A 22,957-nucleotide genomic window follows, 5' to 3' on the forward strand; every position below is an offset into this window, starting at 1 on the left:
GTACCGAAAACTCGAGCGCGGTAAACGCGAGCCCAGAAAAAGCGAGCACAGAAAAGAAGGCAGCAGTGTCAGTTGGTCAAGGCCACCCCGGCGGCTCCGAGGAGCTCAGGAAATGGCTGTCGGGGCTCAAGCCCGTCACCGGAGCAGATACGATGCTGCGCTTCACCAAGACGCCCGAAGGCTCCATCGACCTGACCAACGCGCACCCGTCCGGTCTGGCCCAGCTCATGGCGGGACGGCGTACCCGGCTTTCCACCCTGATCCGCGACCGCCAGCAGTATGTCATCGCCGCCCGCGCCTCACGGAACCTGCGCTCGAAGATCTTCGAACTGGCCAACGACCGCGGCATCGATGCGGGCTATTTCTCCGCCGGTACGGTCGTCTGGACTTCCGCCGTCGGGGGCAAGCCGCAGCGCGTCTCAGCCCCCGTCATGCTCATCGCCATTTCCCTCACCGTCCGGCCGGGTGAGGACGATTACGAACTGCAGCTGACCGAACAGGCCCGGATCAACCCGGCCCTGATCCGCCATCTGAAGACCATTCACGGGATCGTCTTCGACGTCAATGCCGTGACCCGGATGGCCTACAGCACCGCCCGTTTCGATCCACAGCCGGTCCTGGACCGCCTCGGCACGCTCGTCCAGCCCATCCATGGTGCCGACATTGAACACAACCTCCTCGTCTCCACGTTCTCGGACCTGTCCGGCAACCTGGAGGATCCCTGGATCAACGAGAACAATGCGCTCGTCTCGGCCCTGGCGCGTGCCGCCGCGGGGGTGCCACTGAAGATGCCCGAACTCAAGACCGGCCGCTTCCCGAGCACCGATGCACGCAATCCCGCCGAGGAACTGCTGCTGCTCGACGCCGACGCGGAGCAGCAGTACGTCGTGGACGCGGTCCGGGCGGGGGACTCGCTCGTCGTGAGCAGTCCGCCGGGGACCGGCCAGACCCAGACCGCCATCAACACCGTCGGCGCCCTCGTTGATGAAGGCAAGACCGTCCTGGTGGTGGGGGACCGGCGCGCCAGCCTGGGCGAGCTCTCCTCCCAGCTGGAGACGCTCGGACTCGATTCGGTGCTCTTCCAGGTTTCCGGCAACGCGACGCCGCTGCATCTCAAAGGCCAGCTGGTCCGGGCGATTGTGCGCAACGAGAAGTCCCTCGAGCCGCAGCTGAGCAACCTTCACACCACCCTGACCGAGCACCGCCACGCCCTCATGGACCACGTCGCGTCGCTCCACAACGTCCGCCAGCGCTGGGGGTGCTCGCCGTACGAGGCGATGCAGTCGCTGGCCGAGCTGACGTCGATCCAGCCGGCGCCGGCCACCACGGTGCGGCTCAAGCGCAGCGTGCTGGACAGCATCCGGGACCGCGAGGAGCTGGCCGGGCGGCTCCGCCGGGCTGCCGAACTGGGCAGTTTCAACCGCGCCTCCACCACCAGTCCCTGGCACGGGGCCCGGCTCCTGACCCGCAAGGAAACCCAGGAAGCCCAGCAGGTGGCCGGGTCCGTGGCAGAGAAGCTGCCGCTGCTGCGCGAGCGCATGAACGGCGTCGCCGAACACGCCGAGATCCGCCTCGGCAGCACGTTTGCCGAATGGGGCGAGCAGATCGAACTCCTCGTCGCTGTGCGCGAAAGCCTCGACAAGTTCACCCCGGACATTTTCGACCGGCCGGTCCACGACCTCATTTCCGCGACCGCCTCCTCCTCCTGGCGGCGTGAACGGAACATCGAGATGCCGTCCATGCAGCGCTCCCGGCTGCGCCGCGTCGCCAAGGAATACGTCCGCCCGGGCGTCCACATCGCCGATCTCCACAGTTCGCTCGTCCTCGTCCAGGATCAGCGGGCCGCCTGGTCCGGCTACGCCACGACGCAGCGCCACCCCGCGGTCCCCTCGGGCCTCGCCGAGATCACGGCGCTCTACCGTGAGCTCGGGGCGGAGCTGTTCGAACTGGGCCTGGCCGTCAAGCACACAGACGCCGGCGGCGAGCTGCTGTCCACGCCCTATGACGAGCTCGTGGCACGCCTGGAACGGCTGGTCGCCGACACGGGCACCCTGGAAACGCTGCCGGAGCGCACGCTGCTGGTGGAAAACATGCGCGAACACGGCCTGGGCGAACTGCTTGCCGACCTGGCCGAACGCGAGGTGCCGGCGGAATCGGTGGCGGCGGAACTCGAGCTGGCGTGGTGGCAGTCCGCGCTGGAGGCCATGATCAGCGGCGACGACTACCTCGCCATGTCCGACGGCGACGCGCTGCGCCAGCTCGAGGCGGAGTACCGCCTCGCAGACAACGCCCACATCGCCAGCGGCGCTGCCCGCCTGCGCTGGAAGCTTGCCGAACGTTGGCGGGCGGCCATCGCGGAGAACCCGCGGCAGGCGGACCTCTTGCGCAGCCTGCTCAAGGACGGCCGCGTAACCCTCGCCGCCCTGACCGGACAGGCCCCGGAACTGCTGCCCATGCTGGTGCCGGTGTGGTCGGTCAGCCCGTACCTGATGTCCGGCCTGCTGCCGATCGAGCAGAAGTTCGACGCCGTGGTCATCCTCGACGCCGAGACGACCTCACTGCAGGCCGTCCTCCCTGCCATCGCCCGGGCCCAGCAGGTCATTGCCTTTGGCGACGACCGGATCGCCAGCCCCAGGACGTTTACCGTCAGCGTGGAGCGGCTCGCCGCCGGTGAAAGCTCCCACCAGGGCGTTGAAAGCGCCTACCGGGCCCTCGCCGCTGTGCTGCCGGTCTGGAAGCTGCGGACTGTGTACCGCGCGGTCGATGAAGACCTCGTCCGGCAGTTGAGCAAGGGCTTCTACGACGGCGGGCTCCGCCGGCTTCCGGAGGGCCAGTCCGCGACCGGGCTGGACCGTGCCCTGACCCTGGAATACCTGCCGGACGGTACCGGGCTGCCCAGTGCGGACCAGGACGGCGTCGAATCTGTTGTCGCCGAAGTGAACCGCGCCGTCGAGCTCGTCTTCGAGCACGCCCGCCTCCGGCCCCGGACCTCCTTGGCAGTTGTCACCGGCAGCCTCCGCCACGCCGCCCGAATCGGTGAGTCCATCCGGCTGCAGCTACCCAACTATCCGCTGCTGGCAAGCTTCTTCACCGCAGGGGACGAATCCTTCCGGGTGGTGGACCTGGACCGCGCCCAGGGCCTGGTCCGCGACCACGTGATCTTCTCCCCGGGCTATGGGCGGACCCCGCACGGGCGTGCCCTGCACAACCTCGGCCCGCTCTCGGCGGAGGGCGGCCGGGCCAAGTTTGCCCTCGCCATGACACGCGCCCGCCGCTCCCTGCACGTGCTCAGCTGCTTTCGTCCCGAAGATCTGGACGTGACGCGGCTCAGCCACGGAGCGGTGGACTTCTACGAGCTGCTGGACCGTGAGATTGCAGGCAACTCCGATCTGGGCAGCCCCGCATCGCGGGCCGCCGCCAGCGAGCAGGCCCTTGGCGCCGACCCGTTGGTGGCCGACCTGGGCGACCGGCTCCGGGCCCGCGGCGCACGGGTCTGGCACCAGTACGACGGAGTCCTGAACATGGTGGCCGCAGCGGACCCGCTGAACACCATCGGCCAGGACGACGCCGAGATCCCACGCCCCGTGGCCATCGAATCCGACGGAACCGAGCAGTACCGGCGGATGACCGTGCGCGAACGCAGCAGGCTCCGGCCGCAGCAGCTGGAGCGGCTCGGCTGGCGCTACATGCCGCTGTGGACCATAGAGGTTTTCACCGACCCTTCCGCCTGTGCCGACCGGATCGGCGGATACCTTGGGCTGGAGAAGCCGGCGGTGTCCAGCCGAAACAGGACCTCGCCAGGCTTCTTCGACGATGACGTGGAGAACCTGGCCGTCAACGACGCACAGGCCGCCGAAGAGCGGGCCACGTCCGGCTGGTCGGACAACGCGCAACAGCAAGCAGCAGCAACAATGGGCAGTAAGGAGGCCGACGGCATGAGTGCAGACGGCGAAATCCAGAACAACAGCATCCCGGACACCGGCAAGGGCGGCAGTTCCCCGGCCGAGCACCGCGGCAACCCTGCCGCTGAGCCGGACGCAGCCGGGACTGGCGCGCCGCGCGCCGCGGGCGATTCCGCCGCGACCGCCAACAGTTTCTTGCCCGACAGCGGTTTGCCCGTCGGCGGTTTGCAGAACGGTGTGCCCGACTCCGCGAATGCCGACAGTGTCTTGCCGGACGGTGTCTTGCCGAACAAGGCGGCTGAGGACGACCCTCGCCGCTGGGGCGACCAGCCCGACGGCTACGATCACGACTCCTGGCTGCAGGAACAGAAGCCCCCGCACTGGGGCTAGCAACAGGTGGGCCGGCTGCGCCGCCTCTAGCCTGAAGTTGCCTAGCCAGGGGCAGCGGCTACGAGGACGAAGAACAGCTTTCCTTGGGTCGAGGCGCCGGCCAGCCGCCGCGCCTGACCGGCATCTGCCGCGACGACCATGAGGCCATCCGTCTCTCCGGCCGCGAGCCACGGGCCTGCCTTGCCGCCCTGTGCGGAGGTCCACAGTACGGGCACGGCGGCCGCCAGGACCTCGGATGTTGCCGGCTGGTCAAAGCCGCTGCCGGTGGACATCACCACGTTGATCAGTTGTCCTGGGGAGACCAGTTGGATGGAGGCCGGGTCCGCCATCCGGAGCGGCACGGCAGCCGAGCCCGGCGGGCTGCCGGCGAGCAGGCCAGGACCCAGGAGCTGTGCATCGGAAATCAGCTGGCCCTGCCGCAGCGCTACGGCCAACTGCTTCCCTTGGAGCGCCGCGGTGTTGCTGAAACTGCCGCTGGGCAGCAGGTTGTGAGGGATGTTGAGAACCCGCAGATCGTCAGCCTCGAGGGCTTTGCCGGCCGGCAGATCCCGGGCAGCGGCGAGGGCGACGACGGTGTCGGCCGGCGGCGGCGTGAGTTGTTGGACGGCGATGCCGGCGGCGACGCAGAGCAGGAGCGCCACTGCAAGCCGCCGGTTGCGGTTCAGCCAGCCGGTCAGTCGGCGGCGCCTCAGCTGTCCGCCCCGGGGCCTGGATCCCCGCGTGCTTCCGGAGTGCGGCCGATAGACGCGCGGACGGGGGGAACGGCCGCCCGCGAGCACGGAGCGAGCACGGAAGACTGCACTAAGGAATGGCGCAGGGAGCAAAATCCTGTGCGGGGAAACGACAATTCCGGCGGTGACCATACCGCCACGCTAGCCGTAGGCGTAACGCAGGTCCCGGGCGTGCAGTCCTATGTGGACAAGCGGCGTCCGGAGCGGGCGGCGGTTGCCTAGCCCGCGGCAGCGGGGGCAGGAGCTGCCGCCGGGGTCGCAGCGGGGGCCGCTGCCGGGGGCACGGAGCTGCCCTTGGTGTCGCGGGAGTCGTTCCGGTAGAAGCCGGAGCCCTTGAAGACGACGCCGACGCTGTTGAACTTCTTGCGCAGGCTCCCCTGGCACTCGGGACAGGACGTCAGGGAGTTGTCGGTGAACGACTGCACGATCTCGAAGGCGTGGCTGCAGTCCTTGCAGGCGTATGCATACGTGGGCACTGGAAATCCTCCTCAGGGACAAACGAGCAGGTCCCGTGCCGCCGAGGTCCGGAACACAGCCGATATGTCTATCGACGGGTTCCTTCCCTTAGCAGTCGCAGGGCCTGAGTGCCAATTCTATCATCCCGGGAATGTGGCTTCAGAGCAGGCGGATCAGCCCGCCCGGGGTCAGCGCGGCGGACACCTTTCGGTCGAACGACTCCGCCGGAATGCTCCCTGCGGGCAGCACCTCGGCGTCGTAGACGACCGCAGCGGTGGGCAGCGCAAGGGGAGGCCCTCCGCCGTCGTCCGGCTGTTTGTGGCCGGGCCGGATCGACGCCAGCCGCGCGAGGAACTTGTCGTAGTAGCCGCCGCCCTGGCCGATGCGGTTGCCGGAGAAGTCCACGGCGGTGGCCGGCAGGACGATGCCAAGGGCGGATTGCATGATCTCCGGCCCGTGGCGTTCCCCGACGGGTTCCGGGATCGGTGCGTAGCGGCTGCGGACAAAACCGGACGCCGGAGTCCAGTACACCCAGCTCAGTTCGAGGCCCGGCTCGCAGACCGGCAGCAATATATCGTGTCCGGCGTCGTGCATGGCCGACAGCAGCGGCAGGGTTGGCGGTTCGCTGCCCACCCCCAGGTAGGCCGCGAAAGTTCCCGTCCCGCCGCCGGCGAGTTTGTTTGCCCACGTCAGGCCGTGCCTGGCAATGGCTGCGCCTGCGGCGTCGAGCACTGTCGGTGAAAGCCCGGCGCGCCGCGTCCGGTGGCTGGCGCGGATCTCTTCCTTTGATGCCTTCAATGCCCGGCCCTCCACCTGTTGCAGTCCCGTGCCGAGCCGCGGCGCGTCGTCCGGGCTCATTGCGGCTGTAGCTAATTACCGAATGTTTAGTACCTCCGTTAGATTAGTCGAGTGACTACACCAATCGCTTCCGTCCGCAAGGCCGTCATCCCCGCTGCGGGCCTCGGCACCAGGTTCCTTCCGGCCACCAAGGCCATGCCGAAGGAAATGCTTCCCGTGGTTGACAAGCCGGCCATCCAGTACGTCGTCGAGGAAGCCGTCAACGTCGGTTTGAGCGACATCCTGATGATCACGGGCCGAAACAAGCGTGCGCTCGAAGACCACTTCGACCGCGTCCCCACGCTGGAAGCCACCCTCGAAGCCAAGGGGGACACCGCGAAGCTGGAGTCCATCCAGGCCGCCAGCAACCTCGGCGACATCCACTACGTGCGCCAGGGCGATCCGCTGGGCCTGGGCCACGCCGTCCTGCGTGCGAAGCAGCACGTGGGCTACGAACCGTTTGCTGTCCTGCTGGGCGATGACCTGATCGACGCCCGAGACGAGCTGCTCAGCACCATGATCGAGGTCCAGGCCAAGACCGGCGGATCGGTGGTGGCGCTGATCGAGGTGGACCCCTCCCAGATCAGCGCCTACGGCTGTGCCGACGTCCATGCGATCCAGGGTGAAGAGTACGTCCGGATCAACCACCTCGTGGAGAAGCCCGACGTTCAGGACGCTCCGTCCAACCTCGCCGTGATCGGCCGCTACGTCCTCCACCCGGCGGTGTTTGAGGTCCTGGAACGCACTGCGCCCGGCCGTGGCGGGGAAATCCAGCTTACCGACGCACTTCAGGAGCTCGCTGCCGGTGACGGCGAAGGCTATGGCGTGTACGGCGTCGTCTTCCGCGGCCGCCGCTACGACACCGGCGACAAGCTGAGCTACCTCAAGGCCTGCGTTCAGCTCGCCTGTGACAGCGAGGACCTGGGCCCCGGCCTGCGTGAATGGCTGCCCGAGTTCGCCTCCAGCCTCACTTCCAGCCTGACCAAGTAACTCCCGTGGGGGGCAGCTTCAACTGGCCGGTGACGCTGGAGTGCGGCGACATCGTGCTGCGCCCGATCCGGTACCGGGACCGCAAGGAGTGGACGGAAGTCCGCTCCCGCAACAGCGAGTGGCTCGCCCCCTGGGAGGCGTCGAATCCGATTCCGGGCGGCGGTCTGCCCGACTACCGGCAGATGGTGCGCTCCCTCAAGGCCCAGGCCGCCCAGGCCTCCGCACTGCCGTTCGTCATCACGGCCTGGACGCCCGGTTTCCGGGAGCCGCTGATGGTGGGCCAGCTGACGGTGTCCTCCATAGTCTGGGGGTCGGCGATGATGGCCACCCTAGGCTACTGGGTGGACCAGGAGCGGGCCGGCCAGGGCATTGCCCCCACCGCAGTGGCGCTGGCCACGGACTACTGCTTCCGCACCCTCGGGCTGCACCGGATGGAAATCAACATCAGGCCCGAGAACGCGCCCAGCCTGCGAGTAGTCGAGAAACTCGGGTTCCGGGACGAGGGCTACAGGCCGCGTTTCCTGCACATCAACGGCGAATGGGCTGATCACCGCACCTTCGCGCTGACCTCCGAGGAAGTGCCCGAGGGCCTTGTTGCCAGATGGCTCAAGAGCCGCCCGTCGTGAACGGACGGCCCCCGTGCTGACCAGCCGGAACGTCATAAATCAAGTCATTTGCCGGTTGCCTCGCGACACACCGGGGACAATGCGGGCCCGCCAGCCGTGTTGCTCATACCGTTTTGATTGTGGACTTCCCTCTTAGCAGCTCTGTGATCCTTGTCATTGCTGTTGCGCTCTGGATCGTGTGGGTGGCCCCCTACGTGCTCCGGAACGGACGCCACCAGTTGCAGCCTGCGGGCGAGCTCCTGGCGGATGTCGTCGACATAGCAGCAGCAGACCCCCAAGCCGGGAAGGTCATGATGATGACGCCCCAGCAGGAGAAACCCATGACCAGTACACAGCGCACCGGCCCTGCCACGGGCCCCACGGAGTTCCACGGCGCCCGGCAGCCGGCGGCGCCGGGACCGGTCTTCAGGATCCGCTACGGGCGCCTGGCCCTCGCGCTGGCAGGGTTGCTCTCCCTGCTCACAGGTGTCATCTCGGCAGCGCTGCGACTCTTCGGCCTGGGTTCCGCCTGGCTGCCCGCCGTGACTCTGCTGGGCGCCATCGGCGCCGTCGTATTGCTCCGGCGGCTCGCCGTGCGTGACCGCCGACGTAAAGTGAAAGCGGCCTTCCGGTCCGCCATGAGCGAGCCTGCGAGAACGGCCCCGGCGCCGTCCGCCCAGCAGCGGGCAGTTTACCGCGAGTCAGCGGAGCGGGCGGAGAGTCCTCTCTTCGATGCCCAGGCCGTCGCTGCGTCGGCCGAGCCGGCCCCGAAACCGCTGACCGCCCTGGAACTCCGGCAGGCCGCCCTGGCCGAGGCGGCAGCGTCCGGTGACGAATCGGTCCGCGCAGGCCAGGGTCCCGCGTTGCCGGCATCTGCACCCGTCAGCTGGGAGCCGGTAGAAGTTCCCAAGCCCACCTACGTGGAAGCGGCCAAAGCGGAGCGTGCAGCTCCCGAGCCGCTCGACCTGCCGGAAGCCCCCAAAGCTGTCGGCAAACCGTCGCTCAAGCAGGGCCTCGAGCAGGCAGCATCGTCCGCGGCTCTCAGCGCCGACACCGACTCGAAGCCCGTCGGGAAGGGCCAGCGCGCCTTGAGCAACCTGGACGACGTCCTCCAGCGCCGCCGCGCCTGAATCCTTCTTCTTCCGAGCCCCGGGGCAGCCCGTCACGGCCGCCCGGGGCTTTCTCGTGGCCGGGGACTGCCCCAGGGAGCGTACCTGGCGGTAGCCTCGGGGCATGACTCGAATCTGTGTGGCCGGCGGAACCGGCCAGGTGGGCCGCCAGGTAGTGCGCCAGGCTGTTGCCCGCGGACTTGCGGTGGCCGTCCTCAGCCGCAATCCGCCGTCGTCCGGCGCGTCCGATCTCGCCCTCCGAAGTAGCCACGGCCCTGCTCGACGCCGCGCTGGAGCCGCTGGCGGGAGTGCGGCACCGCGTCCGGACCATCGGGGGCCCGGAGATCGCGGCGATGGCAGAACTGGCGCGGGAATGGCAGCAGGCGAGTGGATCCCGGGGACACCTGGTGCGGCTGCCGCTGCCCGGTCCGATGGGAAAATACCTGCGGGAGGGCCTGAACCTGGTCCCCGAGGAGCGACACGGCAGCGAGACATTCGCGCGCTGGCTGGCAAAGAACGCAGATACTTTGTAGCCTAGGGACACCGGCAACGCCGTTCCTCCTGGACCGGCGTTGCTTCGGGGCTATAGCTCAGTTGGTAGAGCGCTTCGTTCGCATCGAAGAGGTCAGGAGTTCGAATCTCCTTAGCTCCACCATAGATGTCTTAGTCGAACCATCGACCGAAAAAAGACGAACCATTTGAATACCATCTGACGCCTCCGAAATCCGGGGGCGTCTTTTGATTGGCGCCCGTGTCGCTTCGGCGCCCAGATCGGCGCGTGTGGCCGCCCAGGCGGTTTCTGCGGTGTAGATTCCGGCGAACGGTTCAGCCAGATCCGTGGTTACGTCACCGATTTCATCGACGTAGATTTTCTCGAAGAAGGACTGATTCATCAGGCGTCGGACAGCGTCCGTCGCTGAACAGTAGAGCCCGGCTGGATCTTCGATGAGCCGGAGCGCTTTTTTCAGCACTGCCCCACCGACAGTTAGTTCGGCCGAAATATTCGCGAGTGAGTCTTGGGCTTTTCTCTTCTGGGTGTGGATCTCGTGAAGTTTCATGCGAATTTTGTGTTGCGGAAGCAGACCGTCGGCCGCGAGATCGATCAGGCGTTCTTCTTTTACCTCAAGCTCCTTGAGCTGTCTGGTGACCTTTGCGTGAATGTCACGGACACCGCCCTGTTCGTCGGCGAGTGCCTGATCGATCCGATCGTGGATATCTGCCAGGAATGTGTTGGGCAGATTGAGTGACGTGTAATGAATTTCGAGGGCCTCTTCAATGCGATACACGGGTAGGTATGGGAGATCGCAAGTGCCCTCTTTTCGCTGGCGACAGACGTAGTACTGATAGGTTCCACCTTGCCCGATGGCTTCCGTGTAGATCATGCGGCTCGTCTGGCCCCGGTCGCGACACCGTCGGCAAAACAGCATGCCTTTGGCGAAATGGTGATGAACTCGGTCGCGTTGGCCGCGACGGCTTCGGAGGTCCATGACTTCCTGCACTTGCTCAAAGAGTTCCTGGCCGATGATCGGTTCGTGCCGACCCGGGAAGATGTCGCCTTGTAGGTGACATAGCCGCAGTAGTACGGGTCTTTGAGCATCTGGTGGAGCTTGCTGGGGGCGATTGGCTTTTCCGGTGCACGTGCCGACGCCCGAGAAGTGAGACCCATGTCGCCCATCACTGCTTCGAGCCGTTCGAGGGTGTAGTCACCCGTGGCGTAGAGCTCCCAGGCCTTGAGAATTAGCGGTGCTCGCTTCGAGTCAAGTTCGACGGTGTTGACTTGCCGCCCATCTATATCTTTTCGAACGTTGAGGTAGCCCAGTTTGGCTCGGCCGATCGTGCCGCCGTTGACGGCCTTATTGCGCATCTTGATCCTGATGTCTTCGCCGCTGAGCTGGTTCTGCACTTGGTTCATGATGTCGGTGACGGCTTCCATGGCTTCGGCATAGGTGCCTTCGCCGAAGTCTTCCCGAGCGGACAGAAGCCGGACGCCAAGCTTATCGAGGTGTCGTTTGGTAATGGCAGCGTCAACGAAGTTACGGAACGCACGAGATCTGGCATAGACGATCACGTAGTCGACATCGCGGTTGTCCTGCAGGTAACTCAGCATGGACTGAAAGACGGGACGCTTCTCAATAGTCTGAGCTGAGACACCCGGCTCAACAAACTCCTGGACAATCTCCGCACCAAGCGCCCCCGCTTTCTGCTCACAGATATCGCGCTGGGTGGCGATCGAGTTGCCGTCCTTATCGATGTCGATGGCAGTCTCGGTCTGTTTCTTGCTGGAGACACGCAGGTAGAGAACGGCTTTTCGTGGGCGCATGGCCTCGATGTCGTCGATGGTCATGATCAAACTCCTTGTAGCTGGGTGTGGCTGTTCATGCGGTACTGCCATGAACGCGAGAACGGGGCGCTGGCTGGCTGGCAGCGGGGCGCTGGTTCAGCGATGCCCGTCTGCCGGAGCCGGACAAGAATGGCGACTTCGGATACCTGGAAATGGTTGGCCAGATCGGATGGCTTCTGCATACCGCCGTAGTAGGCGCGTTTGAGCAGGATCTTTGGGACGAGCAGGCATCCGGCGAAGTAGTCGGCCGCGTGCTCAGCTTGCGCGGCGGCCGTGAGATCTTTGGACCCCAGATAGAGCCCGTCGGCCCGGTTGTGGTCGATGATGTGTTTGTATTCGTGAGCCAGCGTGAATCGTTGACGGCTGTAGTTTTCGTGCTTGTTGAGCTGAATGATCCAGGCGTTGCCGTTCCAGAAGCTGGCTCCGGAGACGGGTGCTTCGACGAGTTCAATCTCTATCTTGGGCAGTTCAGCGATGAATTCGACAGGGATAGGGCCATCATCAATATTGTGCAACTGGAGCAAGCGGATGGCCTGGTGTTCGGCGACTTGTTTTGCCTCGGCGAGCGAGTGCACGTCGCGGTTTGGAATGAGAGATCGGAGAGTGGACAGGACGCTTCGATCAAATGGGGTTGGGTTGATTTCGTTAGTCATGGCTTTTCTCCTTTCGCTGAGAAGTTGGTGGGTTACTCGTCCTCGCCTGGAGCGGGGCCGGTGTTGATGTTGATGCCGTGCCGGGCGGCGACGTCGCGGAAGTGAGCTTCGATTTCACGGACGGCGCCTTCTGGCATGTCTTTGAATTTGGTGCGCAGGTATGGCTGCAACGTGGGAAGGTCTGATCCGCGCAGGACGCGGGATTCGGCGAGGAGATTGGTCAACGGGATCTGAAGCACGTCGGCGATTGAGCGGAGGTTGTCCATGCGGGGGCTCGTGATTTGCCCGAGTTCCAACCTGGTGATGGTTCCCTTGGCAACGTCTGCCCGCCGGGCGACTTCGCTGGCAGACAGGCCGAGTTCTTGCCGTCGTTCCCGGATGGCATCCGCCAGTTGTTGTATGTCGTGGTCTTGCATTTCGTTGGTCTCCAATTTCTGTTCGTAGTATGAGCCGATCGTTCATTTCGTTCAACGATTTAAGCGAATTCCACAACAGAAATTTCGTCAAGAAAGGAAGTGCTGCCTTATTCTTCGGATATTGTCAGATGCGGCTGTTGAATACATAGATGCCGGAGCCTGATTCGACACTGTAAATCTCGCCATTGAGGCGCATGTCTTCGGCCATGGCCTCGGCGTCGATCTTGACGTATGGCTGGAGCGATTCCGGTAAGTATTTTTCGACCTCGTCACGCCATCCGAGATCGTCAATGATCTGCTCGACGTAAGCAGTGAGACTCGCGTATTCGCCCAAATAGGCGTCTTCGAAGTGGTGCCAGTCTTCGGGATCAAGGCCGGTGTAGTCGACCCACGCGGCGAAGGCCTCGCCGTGCTGCTCGATGCCTTCGGCCAAGGCGGCGACGTCTTCGATGCGTTCATACTCACTGAGTCGTTTGTTGCCGAAGCCCTCATAGTCGTGGATGGCCCATATTTCCGGTGCCGGCTCTGTGGACTGGGCGAGGATGGCGGATATCTTCTCGTTGATGGCCGCGGCTCCTATGGTGGCGTCAATCCAGTCGCCGACTAGCCGGCCGTTGTTGTAGTCGGCCAGCGACGCGACGTAGATCGCCGGTATGGTGCGTTGATTCTCGCGTTCCGGGTCTGCCCCGGGTAATTGTTCGTGGTTCATGAGTTGCCTCCTTTCGCTTACGTGGTGTGTATCCCAGCAGGAGCAGCGGAGGGAGCTCAATGGAACTCCGCTCACACTGGCTCCTGCCGGGAGTGGCTCGAACTAGCGCCCACGCGTCGTTCGGGGCTTCGCCGTTGCCTGCTCGTTGCCGAACAGGCTGGCGATAGCCTCGCGACGGGCAGCTGCCTCACGCTCGATATCTGCCATGGCAGACTCGGCCTGAGAGACCAGATCGGTGTTTTCCTTGACGAGGGCAATATGCGCTGCCAATGCCTTCCGGATCTCCTCGGTGATAGTGCTGCCCCGCAGCTGAGCAATGAGCGTCAGCTGGATGTGGATGTCCGGTTCGAGCCGGACGGCTAGCGTCTTCACGCTGCCCTGGTTGTGACGGTCGATGCCGTCAACCGGTGGTGTCGTCATGACAACTCCTCGGTGCTTGCGGTCGGCGAGGCTTCGGGATGAAACCTGACTCACCGATCCGCATGACACCGACGAGCGTCACAGATTCAGGCTGCCGGAGAGGCCCTGGCTGAGCTGATCCGGTTGAAAGCTTCATGAGCGAAGTCCCTATTGAGCTCGACGCCAACCCACCGCCGGTGCAGGCGTTCGGCAACAACGGCTGTCGTGCCCGAGCCCATGAATGGGTCTAGGACAATGCCTGGTTCCGTGCCGCCCTGGTGTCTGCAGGTTGGTGCAAGGGCGAGTCGGGTTGCCGTTTCCCCCATCCGTCGAATGGCGCGGGTGTGCGGCTTGCGGCATGTCCTGCAGCGTGCTTCGGGCGTCCCGGCCTGGATGCAGCGTCTGGCCAAGGATTCGGGGAAGGTGGCGTGGTGGCTGCCCCTCCCGGCCGCCGTGGAGATCGTCCAGACGTCGCCCGGGTTTTTGCCGAGCGGGTGACCGACAATGCCCCGAGCTTTCATCTTCGCCAGTCCTGTTGTGGAGTCAGCGTTGGGGCCACGCCAGGGCTCTGTGGCAGGTCGGCGAGACCGGTTCCCCGGCGGTGATCCTGGTTTGGAGACGTGGGGAACGCGAATGCTGTCCAGATCGAAGAAGTAGCGTGAGTGCTTGGCAAAAACGTAGATCACCTCGTGTGCGGTTGTGAGCCGGTCGCGGACGCTGGTTGGCATTGGGTTTGGCTTGGCCCAGACGATCTTGTTACGCAGAATCCAGCCGTCCTCCTGCAATAGCCGGGCGAGGCGCTCCGGGGCCAGTGCCAGGCTTTTGGGAGGGGCGCCCTGGCGTGCGTGGGTGGTATAGGTGTCGCCCAGATTGAGCCATAACGTACCCGTTGGGACGAGGACGCGGTGGACTTCGCGGCACACCTCACGGAGGATGGCCGCCCAAGTATCGACCGACTCTTCCAGCCCGAGCTGGCCCGGATCGTCGTAGTCGCGCAGCCGGAAATACGGTGGACTGGTCAGACACATGTCGACGAATTCAGTCGGCATTCTTCGGAGTGTTTGCAAGGCGTCGCCGATGTGGAGTCCGTTGGTCAAACTAGTCATGGTGCAACCCCTGCACCACGGCCGCGGCGGCGTCCTGAAGCGACTGAATCCGGTACATGCCAGCGTTGAGACGGCTGTTCCGTTCGAGGGAGTCTTGAAGCGACTTTCGGCGTCTTTGCGCGGTGGTTGCGCGGTAGGCGTCCATGGCCCAAATGACCTGCGGGAAACCGCCGTATTGGTGTTGTTCGATTCCCGTGCTGCGGTACTCCTCATACGTCAGGGCTTTCCCGAGCAGCGTCGGCAGGCTTTCGTGCCCTAGGTCGACTTCGATGAAGAAGGCGCTGACATCTTCGTCACCGGCGGCGGCTGCCAGCTCGACATAGAGGTCGGGTCGCAGCACTTGGGCAATCCCATAGTAGTACTTAGTTAGGTTGGAGCTCGCGGTTGGCAGTAGGGGCAGTAGCCGGTCCGGACGGCGACGAGGTGTTGGAGCTCGCGGAGGATGCCGTAGAGACTCAGGCTGCCCCAGGCGCTTTTGGGCGTGTCAGGCGCAGCGTGGTGATGAAGAGGTGGGCGGCGGTGACGAGGGTGGCGTGGTGGTGCCAGCCCAGCCAGGTGCGGCCTTCGAAGTGGTCGAGGCCGAGACCGGTCTTCAGTTCGCGGTAGTCGTGCTCGATGCGCCACCGGATTTTGGCGATCCGGACGAGTTCCTTCAGCGGTGTCGTCTCCGGCAAGGTGGAGAGCCAGTAGTCGGTGGGCGCGGGTGCGCCTTTGGGCCATTCGGCGAGCAGCCACTCGGCGGGGAGGGAACCGTCCTCGGCGCGGGGGATATCGCGGTTGGCTGCCCGGACCCGCAGTGCGATGAACCTGGAGGTCATCGACGCGGGTTTGTTGCTGGTGGTGGACTTGGTGCCGTGCCGCCAGGTGACCTGATGTAGCTTCCGGCGGCCGGCGTCCATGACGAGGTCTTTGAGTGACTTTGGGGCGTCCAGGTATCGGCGCTGGTTTGAGCGGGGGCCTTTGCCGGCGTACTCGGCCACGCCGATGGCTGCGTCTTGGAGGTGCGCGGTCGTCGAGTGCTTGACGGCGACCATGTAGGGGATCGTTCGTTCGCTGAGCCCGGACCGGAACGCGGTGATCTCGCCATAGCCGGCGTCCCCGACCATGATCGGGGGCCGGTACCCCCAGGCGCCGAGTTCGTCGATCATTTCCAGCGCCATCGCCCACTTCGTACGATGGCGTTGCATCTCGGGGATCTGCGCCTTGGCCCGGCGGGCGGCGATCATTTCGGCGTGGGCGTTCGTGTCTGCGGACGTGTCATCCCAGGCTTCCGGCACATAGAGCCGCCAGTCCAGCGGGCAGGACGCCTGGTCGGTGGCCGCGTGGATGCTGACGGCGATCTGGCAGTTGCCGATCTTGCCCAGGGTGCCCGAATACTGCCGGGCAACGCACGGCGAGGAGCCGCCGTCCTTCTTGAAACCGGTATCGTCAACCACCCACGCGTCGGGGCCGATCACCTCGACGGCCTTGCGCACCAGGACCCGGCGGACCGGCTCGAGCTTCCACGGCGAGGACGAGACGAACTGCTGCAGCTGCTGGTAATCGACCCCGAGCCGGCCGCCCATCGGCTGCATCGATTTCCGCCGCCCGTCCAGCATCAGACCGTGCAGATACAGGTTCCCCTTGTTCCGCTGATCCTTACGCGGAAGCGACGCGAACACATCCTGAACGAACGCTTCCAGTTCCGCTTTGGTCTCGGCAAGCTCATCCGGTTTCATGCCTCGAAAATTAACAGGATCGGTCAGGGATTAAAAGCCGCCACGCCGACCTAACTAAGTACTAATAGTTGTCTGCGTAGGTGCGAGTGGCAGTGTGTTCAGGGTCGAGTTTGACCACCTCAGCTCCCTGAGCCACGGCGGTCTCGAAGATGCATATGGCCATGTCCGCGATCGCCAACGTGTGGTCGAGGAAACGGGCCGATGGCTCATCGAACCGCTTGCGGGTCCGGGACGATGCCACGCCGCGTTGAAGGCGATCGCCCGCCGTGTCCACGTAGTAGACGAGGCCTTCGGAGCCTGCCCGGATGCCGCCGATGCGGCGGTCCAAGATGCCAAGGATGCGAAGTGTGCGCAGTCGGGCCAATACCCGGCGGCAGGTTCGAGCGGCAGACATCGCCGATGCATGATCCGTGAAGTGCAACGCCTGGAGGTGCCTGGCGGTCAGGAATCGGTAGCGGTCGACGGATGCGAGGATGGCCTGGTCGCGTTCGCTAAGGTGCGCCTGAATCTCCCGCAGTCGTCGGCTGCTGATGCGTGGTCCGGTGTGTGCTCCGGTGCCCGGAGTAGCACCGGTATTCGTCGCCCCTGTTGCTCCCTCCTCGCCGCTGACCTGCATAGATGCCGGTAGTTGGATCGACGCGGTCGGGTAGCCGGTCGGAAGGGTCTTTTTGTCGTTCATGATGTGCTCCTGCGACGGCGTCCGCCCGAGTCCGGTTGATCCTGCGGGAGCTCCAAGATGTCCAGGAGTCCTTGTTCAATGGCGTCAGTGGCCTGGCCGTACTGGCGGCGGCTGCGGGCTTGAATGTCAGGCACGTTGGCCGTCGTCTTCGGCGTGGTGATCGTTTTGCCCGATGCCCAGTCGGTGACGGTTCCCTGGTTGACGAGCTGCGCGTAGATATGGCGAGCTGGCAATGCTGTGAAATCCTCGGGGTCGAGTCCTGGGGCCATCGCGGCGGCAGCGCGGGCGTCCTTTGCCGCCAGTTGGAAGAAGATGCGGGAGCGGCAGTTCGCTTCGAAGGCTGAGCGCATGGCCATCGGTAGCTGATCCAAGTACTGGTGCGCGACGTGGAATGCCGCACCTAGGCTTCGAGAGGTAGCCAGGGCATCGCCGATATCTGTGGGTAGACGTAGGTAGTCCTGCACCTCATCGAGGTAAACCATGACCGTGTCACGATCTTTAGGGTCGGCAGCGGCGCGTTCCTGGATGGCCTGCCAGAGTTCAGCCACCACCAGGGCGCCGAGCAGTTCGGCAGATTGTGGGCCGAGCACACCCTTTTGAAGCGGCACGAGCAGAATCTTCCGTTCGGTCAGGACTTGCCGGATGTTGAACCGTGGGCTGCGCTGTGCCAGGACGTGCCGCAGGTGGGGATCCAATAACGGACGAAGCTTGTTCATCAGTGGCGCCGTGACCTGGGCACTGGCCTCCGGCGTGAGCTGGTCGAACCAGCGCCAGAACGGTCCTGCCGAAAATGGGTCGCTGCGGGCAATGTGCTGCGTGACGGAGCGTCGGAAACCGGGGTTAGTCAGTAGCACCGGCAGCATGGCCAGACTGGCGTCACGGCGGCTGGCCAGCGCCAACAGGCAGTGCCGGAGGATGTCCGATGACCGTGGACCCAACGCCTCCGCCCCGTAGAGCGCTTTGAAGGTGCCGAAGATCTGGTCGGCGACCAGTGCCGGTGATCTCCCGTGGAGATCGAGTGGATTGATGCCGACCGGTTCGATGTCGAGCGGGTCGAGGAGCACGATGGCATCCCGGCGCGATGCCGGTACGACGGCCAGGACATCTCGGATCAAGTCCTTGGGCTCGACCACGACCAAGCCCCGTCCGGCCAGCATGTCGTCGTGGATCATATTCAGCAGCAGCGAGCTTTTGCCGACGCCGGTTGGCCCCATCAGCCAGAGGTGGCGCCGGCTGTCGTCAGCGGTAATCCCGAGCATCGTGTCGGTGGCACCCGGCGCCGTAGCTTGGGCTACTACTCGGTGCTTGTCCCCGGTTATGAATGACGGGCGTATCGGGCGGGGATGGATCGGAGGCAGCCCGGGGTACGGGATATCGACAGCGCCGACCGGCCAGCCACTGAGCAAGCCAACTTCTGCGACAGACAGCCGCTGCGCGGGGGTGAAGAATGCCCACTCGGAAGCGGGAGTGTTCAGCTTCTGCACCTTTTCCCGGTGTTCGCGCAGCCGCAGCCCAGCAGTCCGCAGTGTCCCGAACGAGCTGACGACACGTTTGATCAGCGTCGCGTGGCGGGCTTTGTCGGCGGCGTAAACGCCGATGCGGATCACGGCAGCGAAACCGTGGTCGGATTGCTTGAGCTGAATCTGCTTGGCGACTTGCGGGCGACGCTCTCGCTGAATGCCGGTAAATGCCTGGGATGCAATTCCCTGGTCCACCCGTGGCAGCCGATCAGGTACCAACTGGGGTGCCAGTCGTGGGCCGAGAACGATTTGCACGACCAACAGTTCCTTGCCGTGCAACCCTGCCAGACTGGCCAAAATTGACCGGGTGCTACCCTCGTTGTCCTGTGACTCCAGCGGGCGGATCGGCTGGTTGATGGTGAGGCGGTGGGCGAAAGTTGCATAACCTCCTCTGGTGGCGTCGGCAGCAACGATAGTGCCAGGCACCGTCTGTTTGATGTCGTGGCGGAGGGATATTGCGTGACGGCGCTGGGAGCCAACCAGGAAGCGGATGCCGTTTTTGGTAGCGCGGGCTTCCAAGATGATCTGGGGCGCGTGGACCTGTGAGGCCCATTGGCGGAGCAGGTTCAGGGTACGCGTCGTGTCCAGAGGATGTGGCCAGTAGATCTCCTGCCAGACGAGCTGACGTAGTTGGTATTCCTGGCTAGCCATGATGGTCTCCCCGCGGGCGCTGATTCGTCTCGTGCTGGCGCTGGGCTTCGCGTTCGGCTTCGGCCTGGGCCATGGCGATGACGGCCCGGCTGAGCTTGCGCAGATCTGGTTTGTCGCGTTGCACGCCGTAGACGAGTATGTGGCGTTCCTGGCGCGGACGGGCGTCGCGACGGCGACGTGGTTGATTTTGTGTAGGCATGGTGATTTCCCTCCTTTCAGTCAGTGTTGTGGTCGGTGATGCAGACGATCGTTCAACGTATTGAACGTGGTCTGTGAGTTAGTATGCGTTCAATTGGTTGAACGATCAACCAATTTAGCGCAAACCACAACACCGATTGGAACGGGCCGAACTACATGCGTAGCGGCGATCGATTTGGGACTAGAAACGGCGTGAGAGCCAGAATCGGATCACGATGATGGCGATCCATGCCAAGGCCATGACGCCGGTGATGACGACGAGGATTGGCCAGATCGATTGGATGATTTGAGCGGCGCAGTAAATGGCGATGGACGCCAGGAGCACGGCCATGCATGCACCAACCAGACGGTCAAACATGGCGGTCTTCTCCTTAGGGTTCCCCGTCATCGTTGGCGCTCGATCTCCAGGAAAATGCCACAGTCCAGGCCGTGATAGGCACAATCCAAGGCGAATTGGAGTTGATCGCCCACATAGCTCTTAGTGATCGCATAGTGCATCACCTGGCCGATTGCATCGGCCTGGTAGAGCTTCCATTCCAGAGTTTCGGGACGGTAGCCCGCCCGCTCGAGGCGGCACATCAGTCGCCGCGCCAATTCAAACTCGTCCGGCGAGTTGAAACCCAGGCCCATCTCAACATGACCCATGTCGTGCAGGAACCGGTAGGCGTAGTTCCCTTCCTCATTAGCGAACACCACACGACTGGAGTTCTCGCTACTCACCGGGAGCGGCGCTTTGGTCCTCACTGACACTTCAAAGGCCGTCTTCAGCGTCTTGTAGGTGTTTGGAGCGTCATCTGTCGGCCGCCAATCGAAGCCGACCCGGGACGCGATATTGGAAGCTTCCAGCAGCACGTGCGTGCTGAGGTTCTTCTGCGCCACGGTGAGCTCGGCGCTGGAGATGTTTTTCGGCATGACAAATAACCCCTCTCTGAGGCGTGAGATGAAGATTGAGAGCGGTTGCTCTCGGAAGTGATCCGCTAACGGCGGTGGCGACGCATGTCCCGCAGCGCCTGGTGATAAGACGCGTCCAGCCGGGCGACTGTTTCGTCAGCTTCCTGCTTGATGTGTGCTATCTGGCCCGGACGAGACGTCGTTCGGTTGTTCCAGAAATCGGCGGCGATAAGACATACGGCGAATAGTGCAATCACGCAAATGGCGATGATGATGCAAACGAAAGCCTCCATCGCTATCGCAGAACCTTGGGCCATGTCTCAAGGGCCGTGAGCGCCATCGCTGACATTTGCTGTGAAACCAAGCGCAGGTGCCGGGACGTGGCCGGTGAGTCAGCATTGACGGCCTTTGCGACGGCATCAAGCTCGTCCACCAGCGAAGTGACACGCCCGACAAAAAATCGCACCGCAGCTTCGTGCTGCAGAACCGCCGGCTCGGCATGCCGTTCGGACGTGAATGGGTTGGCAAATTCGTGCTTCATGGGATTCCCTCTCTACCGCTGAAACCGGCGGACTTCCAGCGCCGCATACTCGGCGTAGGAATCGGCAATGAAATTGAGGCGTTCCGCCGTGCGCGGGTCGCCATCGGACTGAAACTGTGCTTCGCGGCTGAGCATTGCGGTCAGCTGCATACCAGTCGCTGCCACGTATCCAGCCGCCTGGACTCGGGTAGCGGTGACGAGACCGTTGGCGATCTCGGTGTTCTGCCGGCGCTGCAAGCCTTTACCTTCGGAACGGGAGAAGCCCTCGGGGGCCGAGTATGGGGAGATGTTGCCACCGGGGCGGCGGATGAGATCGGACATGGGTTTGCTCCATTTCGGATGGACTTGTGATCTGGTGGCTTGCCAGATGCAAACGGGAGTGAAGCCCGTGGCCACTTCGACAAGCCTTGTGAGAAATAAGTAGCTCTCTCAAAACGTGGAATGATTAGAATTCCAATTACCATTGGAGCTTGTAGATCTTCCTGGAACAATAAAATTGCTGACGTCGGAATTTAGGAGAGGATATTTCCAGTGAGGCTGCGGTCCGGTTCGGATATTCAGATGCCTCGAATATCGTTGACGGCTTCGCCGACCGGATGTATACCTAGAGATGCAGGCGATCAGCAAGGAGGAGAGATCGATGGAAGTAATTGCGAGTTCAAATTGCGGCGGGAAGAACTGCCCCACAATTTATCGAAAAGACGCAGAAACGATCATTGTGCAGGGCTACATCGCGGAAGATCTTTTCGGAGAACCGTTGCCGGATGGCGAACAAGCAGTCGCCATCCCAGTAAGTCTGCTTGCGGGCCTCAAACTATGAGAACTATGGCGAGCAAACGGTGCCCACTTATGCCCTGTGGGGCCCGCCCGTGTATGGCTTTGGCGAAGGAATCCCGTGCCTGACAGCGATCCATTCGACTCATTTCAGCGCGAAGCATTCCGCGTCGAACAACTCCCCGCCTATGACGTGCCGGAGGAAATGGCGGCATTAGACATGTTCGCCAGCTCGGGAGCAGTACCGAGCGAGTTCAATAGCGACTGGGCCTTGATAGTGGCCGACGCTAGACGTCGAGGAGGCGCCGTGTGCCGCTTGCGGGTCGTGTCGGATCCACTGACGCAGTACGAATTATTCGAAGTCTTGGCCGGGTACGGGCCAGGCATCGATGCTGGCGAAGATGTTCGGGTAGTAGTTCGCGGCACCGATGAGCGGATTCCAACCTTCGACTATTGGCAATACGATGAAGAAACCGTCGAGCGGATGGACTACTCGGCAACGGGTGATTATCGGGGCTCGCGGTCAAGCCTCGTCTCCAAAGCCGAAAGATCAAGCTTGGTGGCTGCGCGGAAGTTGTTCGATGAATGCCCCACCGTGGAGCAGTTTTGCCGGTCTCGGGAGCTTGAATGGAATCCGAAGAAGAGGGATTGAACCCAGCACTGATTCATTTTGGCGCTATGGTGCGTTCAGTCCGCCTCCAGTCACGGATGCGCGGTGGGGACTTGGCCAAGGCTGTACACCTTTCGCAGGCCACGATTTCAAAGATTGAAACAGGAAAGTACAGAATTCTCGAACCGACCGAGCTCAAGCGGCTGATAGTGGCGTTGGGGTGTGATGACGTAGCAGCGCATCAGCTCAGACAGCAGTGGAGTCTGGCCCAGCTGGATCCGACTAGCTTTTCGTTCATGGTCAACCACGGAGCGGATGCCGTACAAAGACGCCTCGCCAGCCTGGAAGGAACCGCCCATGAGATCTTCACTTACGAATGCGCCGTCTTCCCTGGCTTGCTTCAAACCCGGCGCTACGCTGAAGCACTCTTCATCGACATCGGGCACGCTCCGGATGCCGCCACTCGACTTGCACAGGCCCGGATGGAGCGCCAATACATCCTGTCGCACCCAAAAAGGTTCACCTTCGTCATGTCGGAGGCTGCCCTGTACTCACTACATGGCACGGCAGACAAGCAGGTTCTCGTCGACCAGATTTCTCATGCAACACGACTCTCATGGCAGCCGAACATTGAGATACGAATATTGACAGCGAGGCGAGGCGTACCCAGGGAAAACCGTTCGTCTCTTCCTGGCCGACGGCACACCCGGTGGCCTTCTGACAGCTGAAAT

28 protein-coding genes and 1 tRNA gene are annotated in these 22,957 nt (G+C 63.4%); 10 read left to right on the forward strand and 19 right to left on the reverse strand.

Translation table 11 applies throughout. The features are described from left to right. The first annotated feature begins 65 nt into the window (after positions 1–65). Positions 66–4,292: an AAA family ATPase gene (locus tag ACVWZ8_RS13265; RefSeq protein ID WP_456504862.1), complete on the forward strand. Its 4,227-nt coding sequence runs from the start codon at positions 66–68 to the stop codon at positions 4,290–4,292. A gap of 41 nt (positions 4,293–4,333) precedes the next feature. Here the strand turns inward: ACVWZ8_RS13265 and ACVWZ8_RS13270 are convergent, their stop codons facing one another. The 3 genes from ACVWZ8_RS13270 to ACVWZ8_RS13280 all read right to left on the reverse strand — a co-directional run bounded on the left by ACVWZ8_RS13270 (position 4,334) and on the right by ACVWZ8_RS13280 (position 6,337). Further along, a complete protein-coding gene (locus ACVWZ8_RS13270; protein WP_456504863.1) occupies positions 4,334–4,933 on the reverse strand; it encodes an RcpC/CpaB family pilus assembly protein in 600 nt (199 codons plus the stop codon). Between the two features lie 308 nt (positions 4,934–5,241). Beyond that, the gene (locus ACVWZ8_RS13275; protein WP_456504864.1) at positions 5,242–5,499 is read right to left on the reverse strand and encodes an FmdB family zinc ribbon protein; all 258 of its coding nucleotides are present in this window, start codon (positions 5,497–5,499) and stop codon (positions 5,242–5,244) included. A gap of 139 nt (positions 5,500–5,638) precedes the next feature. After that, positions 5,639–6,337, reverse strand: coding sequence for a 5-formyltetrahydrofolate cyclo-ligase (locus ACVWZ8_RS13280; RefSeq protein WP_426978897.1), 699 nt, complete (start codon positions 6,335–6,337; stop codon positions 5,639–5,641). Between the two features lie 51 nt (positions 6,338–6,388). Here ACVWZ8_RS13280 and galU point away from each other — a divergent pair, with 51 nt between their 5' ends. The 6 genes from galU (at position 6,389) to ACVWZ8_RS13310 (ending at position 10,267) form a co-directional block, all read left to right on the forward strand. Then, positions 6,389–7,306 (forward strand): UTP--glucose-1-phosphate uridylyltransferase GalU, encoded by a 918-nt coding sequence (gene galU / locus ACVWZ8_RS13285; protein WP_354240878.1) that lies wholly within the window; start codon positions 6,389–6,391, stop codon positions 7,304–7,306. A 5-nt stretch (positions 7,307–7,311) separates the two neighbouring features. Continuing rightward, on the forward strand, positions 7,312–7,932 hold the full coding sequence (locus ACVWZ8_RS13290) for a GNAT family N-acetyltransferase (RefSeq protein WP_426978896.1): 621 nt from the start codon (positions 7,312–7,314) through the stop codon (positions 7,930–7,932). Between the two features lie 143 nt (positions 7,933–8,075). After that, positions 8,076–9,041 carry a hypothetical protein gene (locus ACVWZ8_RS13295; protein WP_426978895.1) on the forward strand — a complete coding sequence of 322 codons (966 nt, stop codon included), beginning with the start codon at positions 8,076–8,078 and terminating at the stop codon, positions 9,039–9,041. A gap of 179 nt (positions 9,042–9,220) precedes the next feature. Then, entirely contained in the window at positions 9,221–9,553 is a 333-nt protein-coding gene (locus ACVWZ8_RS13300) for a hypothetical protein (RefSeq protein ID WP_456504865.1), read from the forward strand. 46 nt (positions 9,554–9,599) lie between these two features. Then, positions 9,600–9,675, forward strand: a tRNA-Ala gene (locus ACVWZ8_RS13305). Between the two features lie 382 nt (positions 9,676–10,057). Further along, on the forward strand, positions 10,058–10,267 hold the full coding sequence (locus tag ACVWZ8_RS13310; protein ID WP_456504866.1) for a hypothetical protein: 210 nt from the start codon (positions 10,058–10,060) through the stop codon (positions 10,265–10,267). A 131-nt stretch (positions 10,268–10,398) separates the two neighbouring features. Here the strand turns inward: ACVWZ8_RS13310 and ACVWZ8_RS13315 are convergent, their stop codons facing one another. The 16 genes from ACVWZ8_RS13315 to ACVWZ8_RS13390 form a co-directional block, all read right to left on the reverse strand. Next, on the reverse strand, positions 10,399–11,364 hold the full coding sequence (locus ACVWZ8_RS13315; protein WP_456504867.1) for a recombinase family protein: 966 nt from the start codon (positions 11,362–11,364) through the stop codon (positions 10,399–10,401). A 2-nt stretch (positions 11,365–11,366) separates the two neighbouring features. Then, on the reverse strand, positions 11,367–12,014 hold the full coding sequence (locus ACVWZ8_RS13320) for an ImmA/IrrE family metallo-endopeptidase (RefSeq protein WP_456504868.1): 648 nt from the start codon (positions 12,012–12,014) through the stop codon (positions 11,367–11,369). Positions 12,015–12,046: 32 nt separating this feature from the next. Next, entirely contained in the window at positions 12,047–12,430 is a 384-nt protein-coding gene (locus ACVWZ8_RS13325; RefSeq protein WP_456504869.1) for a helix-turn-helix domain-containing protein, read from the reverse strand. A 124-nt stretch (positions 12,431–12,554) separates the two neighbouring features. Then, the gene (locus ACVWZ8_RS13330) at positions 12,555–13,139 is read right to left on the reverse strand and encodes an antirestriction protein ArdA (RefSeq protein WP_456504870.1); all 585 of its coding nucleotides are present in this window, start codon (positions 13,137–13,139) and stop codon (positions 12,555–12,557) included. 102 nt (positions 13,140–13,241) lie between these two features. Beyond that, positions 13,242–13,559 carry a hypothetical protein gene (locus ACVWZ8_RS13335; protein WP_456504871.1) on the reverse strand — a complete coding sequence of 106 codons (318 nt, stop codon included), beginning with the start codon at positions 13,557–13,559 and terminating at the stop codon, positions 13,242–13,244. 86 nt (positions 13,560–13,645) lie between these two features. Next, complete coding sequence (locus ACVWZ8_RS13340; protein WP_456504872.1) at positions 13,646–14,635, reverse strand: DNA methyltransferase; 990 nt, start codon at positions 14,633–14,635, stop codon at positions 13,646–13,648. 1 nt (position 14,636) lies between these two features. After that, positions 14,637–14,984, reverse strand: a complete 348-nt coding sequence (locus tag ACVWZ8_RS13345) for a replication-relaxation family protein (protein ID WP_456504873.1) — start codon at positions 14,982–14,984, stop codon at positions 14,637–14,639. Between the two features lie 115 nt (positions 14,985–15,099). Further along, positions 15,100–16,362, reverse strand: a complete 1,263-nt coding sequence (locus ACVWZ8_RS13350; protein ID WP_456504078.1) for an IS701 family transposase — start codon at positions 16,360–16,362, stop codon at positions 15,100–15,102. A 61-nt stretch (positions 16,363–16,423) separates the two neighbouring features. Then, positions 16,424–17,041 (reverse strand): replication-relaxation family protein, encoded by a 618-nt coding sequence (locus tag ACVWZ8_RS13355; RefSeq protein ID WP_456504874.1) that lies wholly within the window; start codon positions 17,039–17,041, stop codon positions 16,424–16,426. Further along, positions 17,038–19,212: a type IV secretory system conjugative DNA transfer family protein gene (locus tag ACVWZ8_RS13360; protein ID WP_456504875.1), complete on the reverse strand. Its 2,175-nt coding sequence runs from the start codon at positions 19,210–19,212 to the stop codon at positions 17,038–17,040. The genes ACVWZ8_RS13355 and ACVWZ8_RS13360 overlap by 4 nt, the downstream gene beginning before the upstream one ends. Then, on the reverse strand, positions 19,205–19,411 hold the full coding sequence (locus ACVWZ8_RS13365) for a hypothetical protein (protein ID WP_456504876.1): 207 nt from the start codon (positions 19,409–19,411) through the stop codon (positions 19,205–19,207). The genes ACVWZ8_RS13360 and ACVWZ8_RS13365 overlap by 8 nt, the downstream gene beginning before the upstream one ends. Before the next feature lie 180 nt (positions 19,412–19,591). Continuing rightward, positions 19,592–19,768: a hypothetical protein gene (locus tag ACVWZ8_RS13370; protein ID WP_456504877.1), complete on the reverse strand. Its 177-nt coding sequence runs from the start codon at positions 19,766–19,768 to the stop codon at positions 19,592–19,594. Between the two features lie 26 nt (positions 19,769–19,794). Next, entirely contained in the window at positions 19,795–20,322 is a 528-nt protein-coding gene (locus ACVWZ8_RS13375) for a hypothetical protein (RefSeq protein ID WP_456504878.1), read from the reverse strand. Positions 20,323–20,387: 65 nt separating this feature from the next. Continuing rightward, positions 20,388–20,594 carry a hypothetical protein gene (locus ACVWZ8_RS13380; protein WP_456504879.1) on the reverse strand — a complete coding sequence of 69 codons (207 nt, stop codon included), beginning with the start codon at positions 20,592–20,594 and terminating at the stop codon, positions 20,388–20,390. Positions 20,595–20,596: 2 nt separating this feature from the next. Next, complete coding sequence (locus ACVWZ8_RS13385) at positions 20,597–20,842, reverse strand: hypothetical protein (protein ID WP_456504880.1); 246 nt, start codon at positions 20,840–20,842, stop codon at positions 20,597–20,599. Positions 20,843–20,854: 12 nt separating this feature from the next. Further along, positions 20,855–21,163, reverse strand: a complete 309-nt coding sequence (locus ACVWZ8_RS13390; RefSeq protein ID WP_055796872.1) for a hypothetical protein — start codon at positions 21,161–21,163, stop codon at positions 20,855–20,857. Positions 21,164–21,482: 319 nt separating this feature from the next. Between ACVWZ8_RS13390 and ACVWZ8_RS13395 the strand changes: the two genes are divergently transcribed. From ACVWZ8_RS13395 to ACVWZ8_RS13405, 3 genes are all read left to right on the forward strand, one after another. Continuing rightward, complete coding sequence (locus ACVWZ8_RS13395; RefSeq protein WP_456504881.1) at positions 21,483–21,662, forward strand: hypothetical protein; 180 nt, start codon at positions 21,483–21,485, stop codon at positions 21,660–21,662. A 75-nt stretch (positions 21,663–21,737) separates the two neighbouring features. Continuing rightward, positions 21,738–22,268: a DUF6879 family protein gene (locus ACVWZ8_RS13400; RefSeq protein WP_456504882.1), complete on the forward strand. Its 531-nt coding sequence runs from the start codon at positions 21,738–21,740 to the stop codon at positions 22,266–22,268. Then, positions 22,244–22,954 carry a helix-turn-helix domain-containing protein gene (locus tag ACVWZ8_RS13405; protein ID WP_456504883.1) on the forward strand — a complete coding sequence of 237 codons (711 nt, stop codon included), beginning with the start codon at positions 22,244–22,246 and terminating at the stop codon, positions 22,952–22,954. Before ACVWZ8_RS13400 ends, ACVWZ8_RS13405 begins: the two co-directional genes overlap by 25 nt. Positions 22,955–22,957 lie beyond the last annotated feature (3 nt).

The sequence above is a fragment of the Arthrobacter sp. UYCu723 genome (assembly GCF_054059215.1).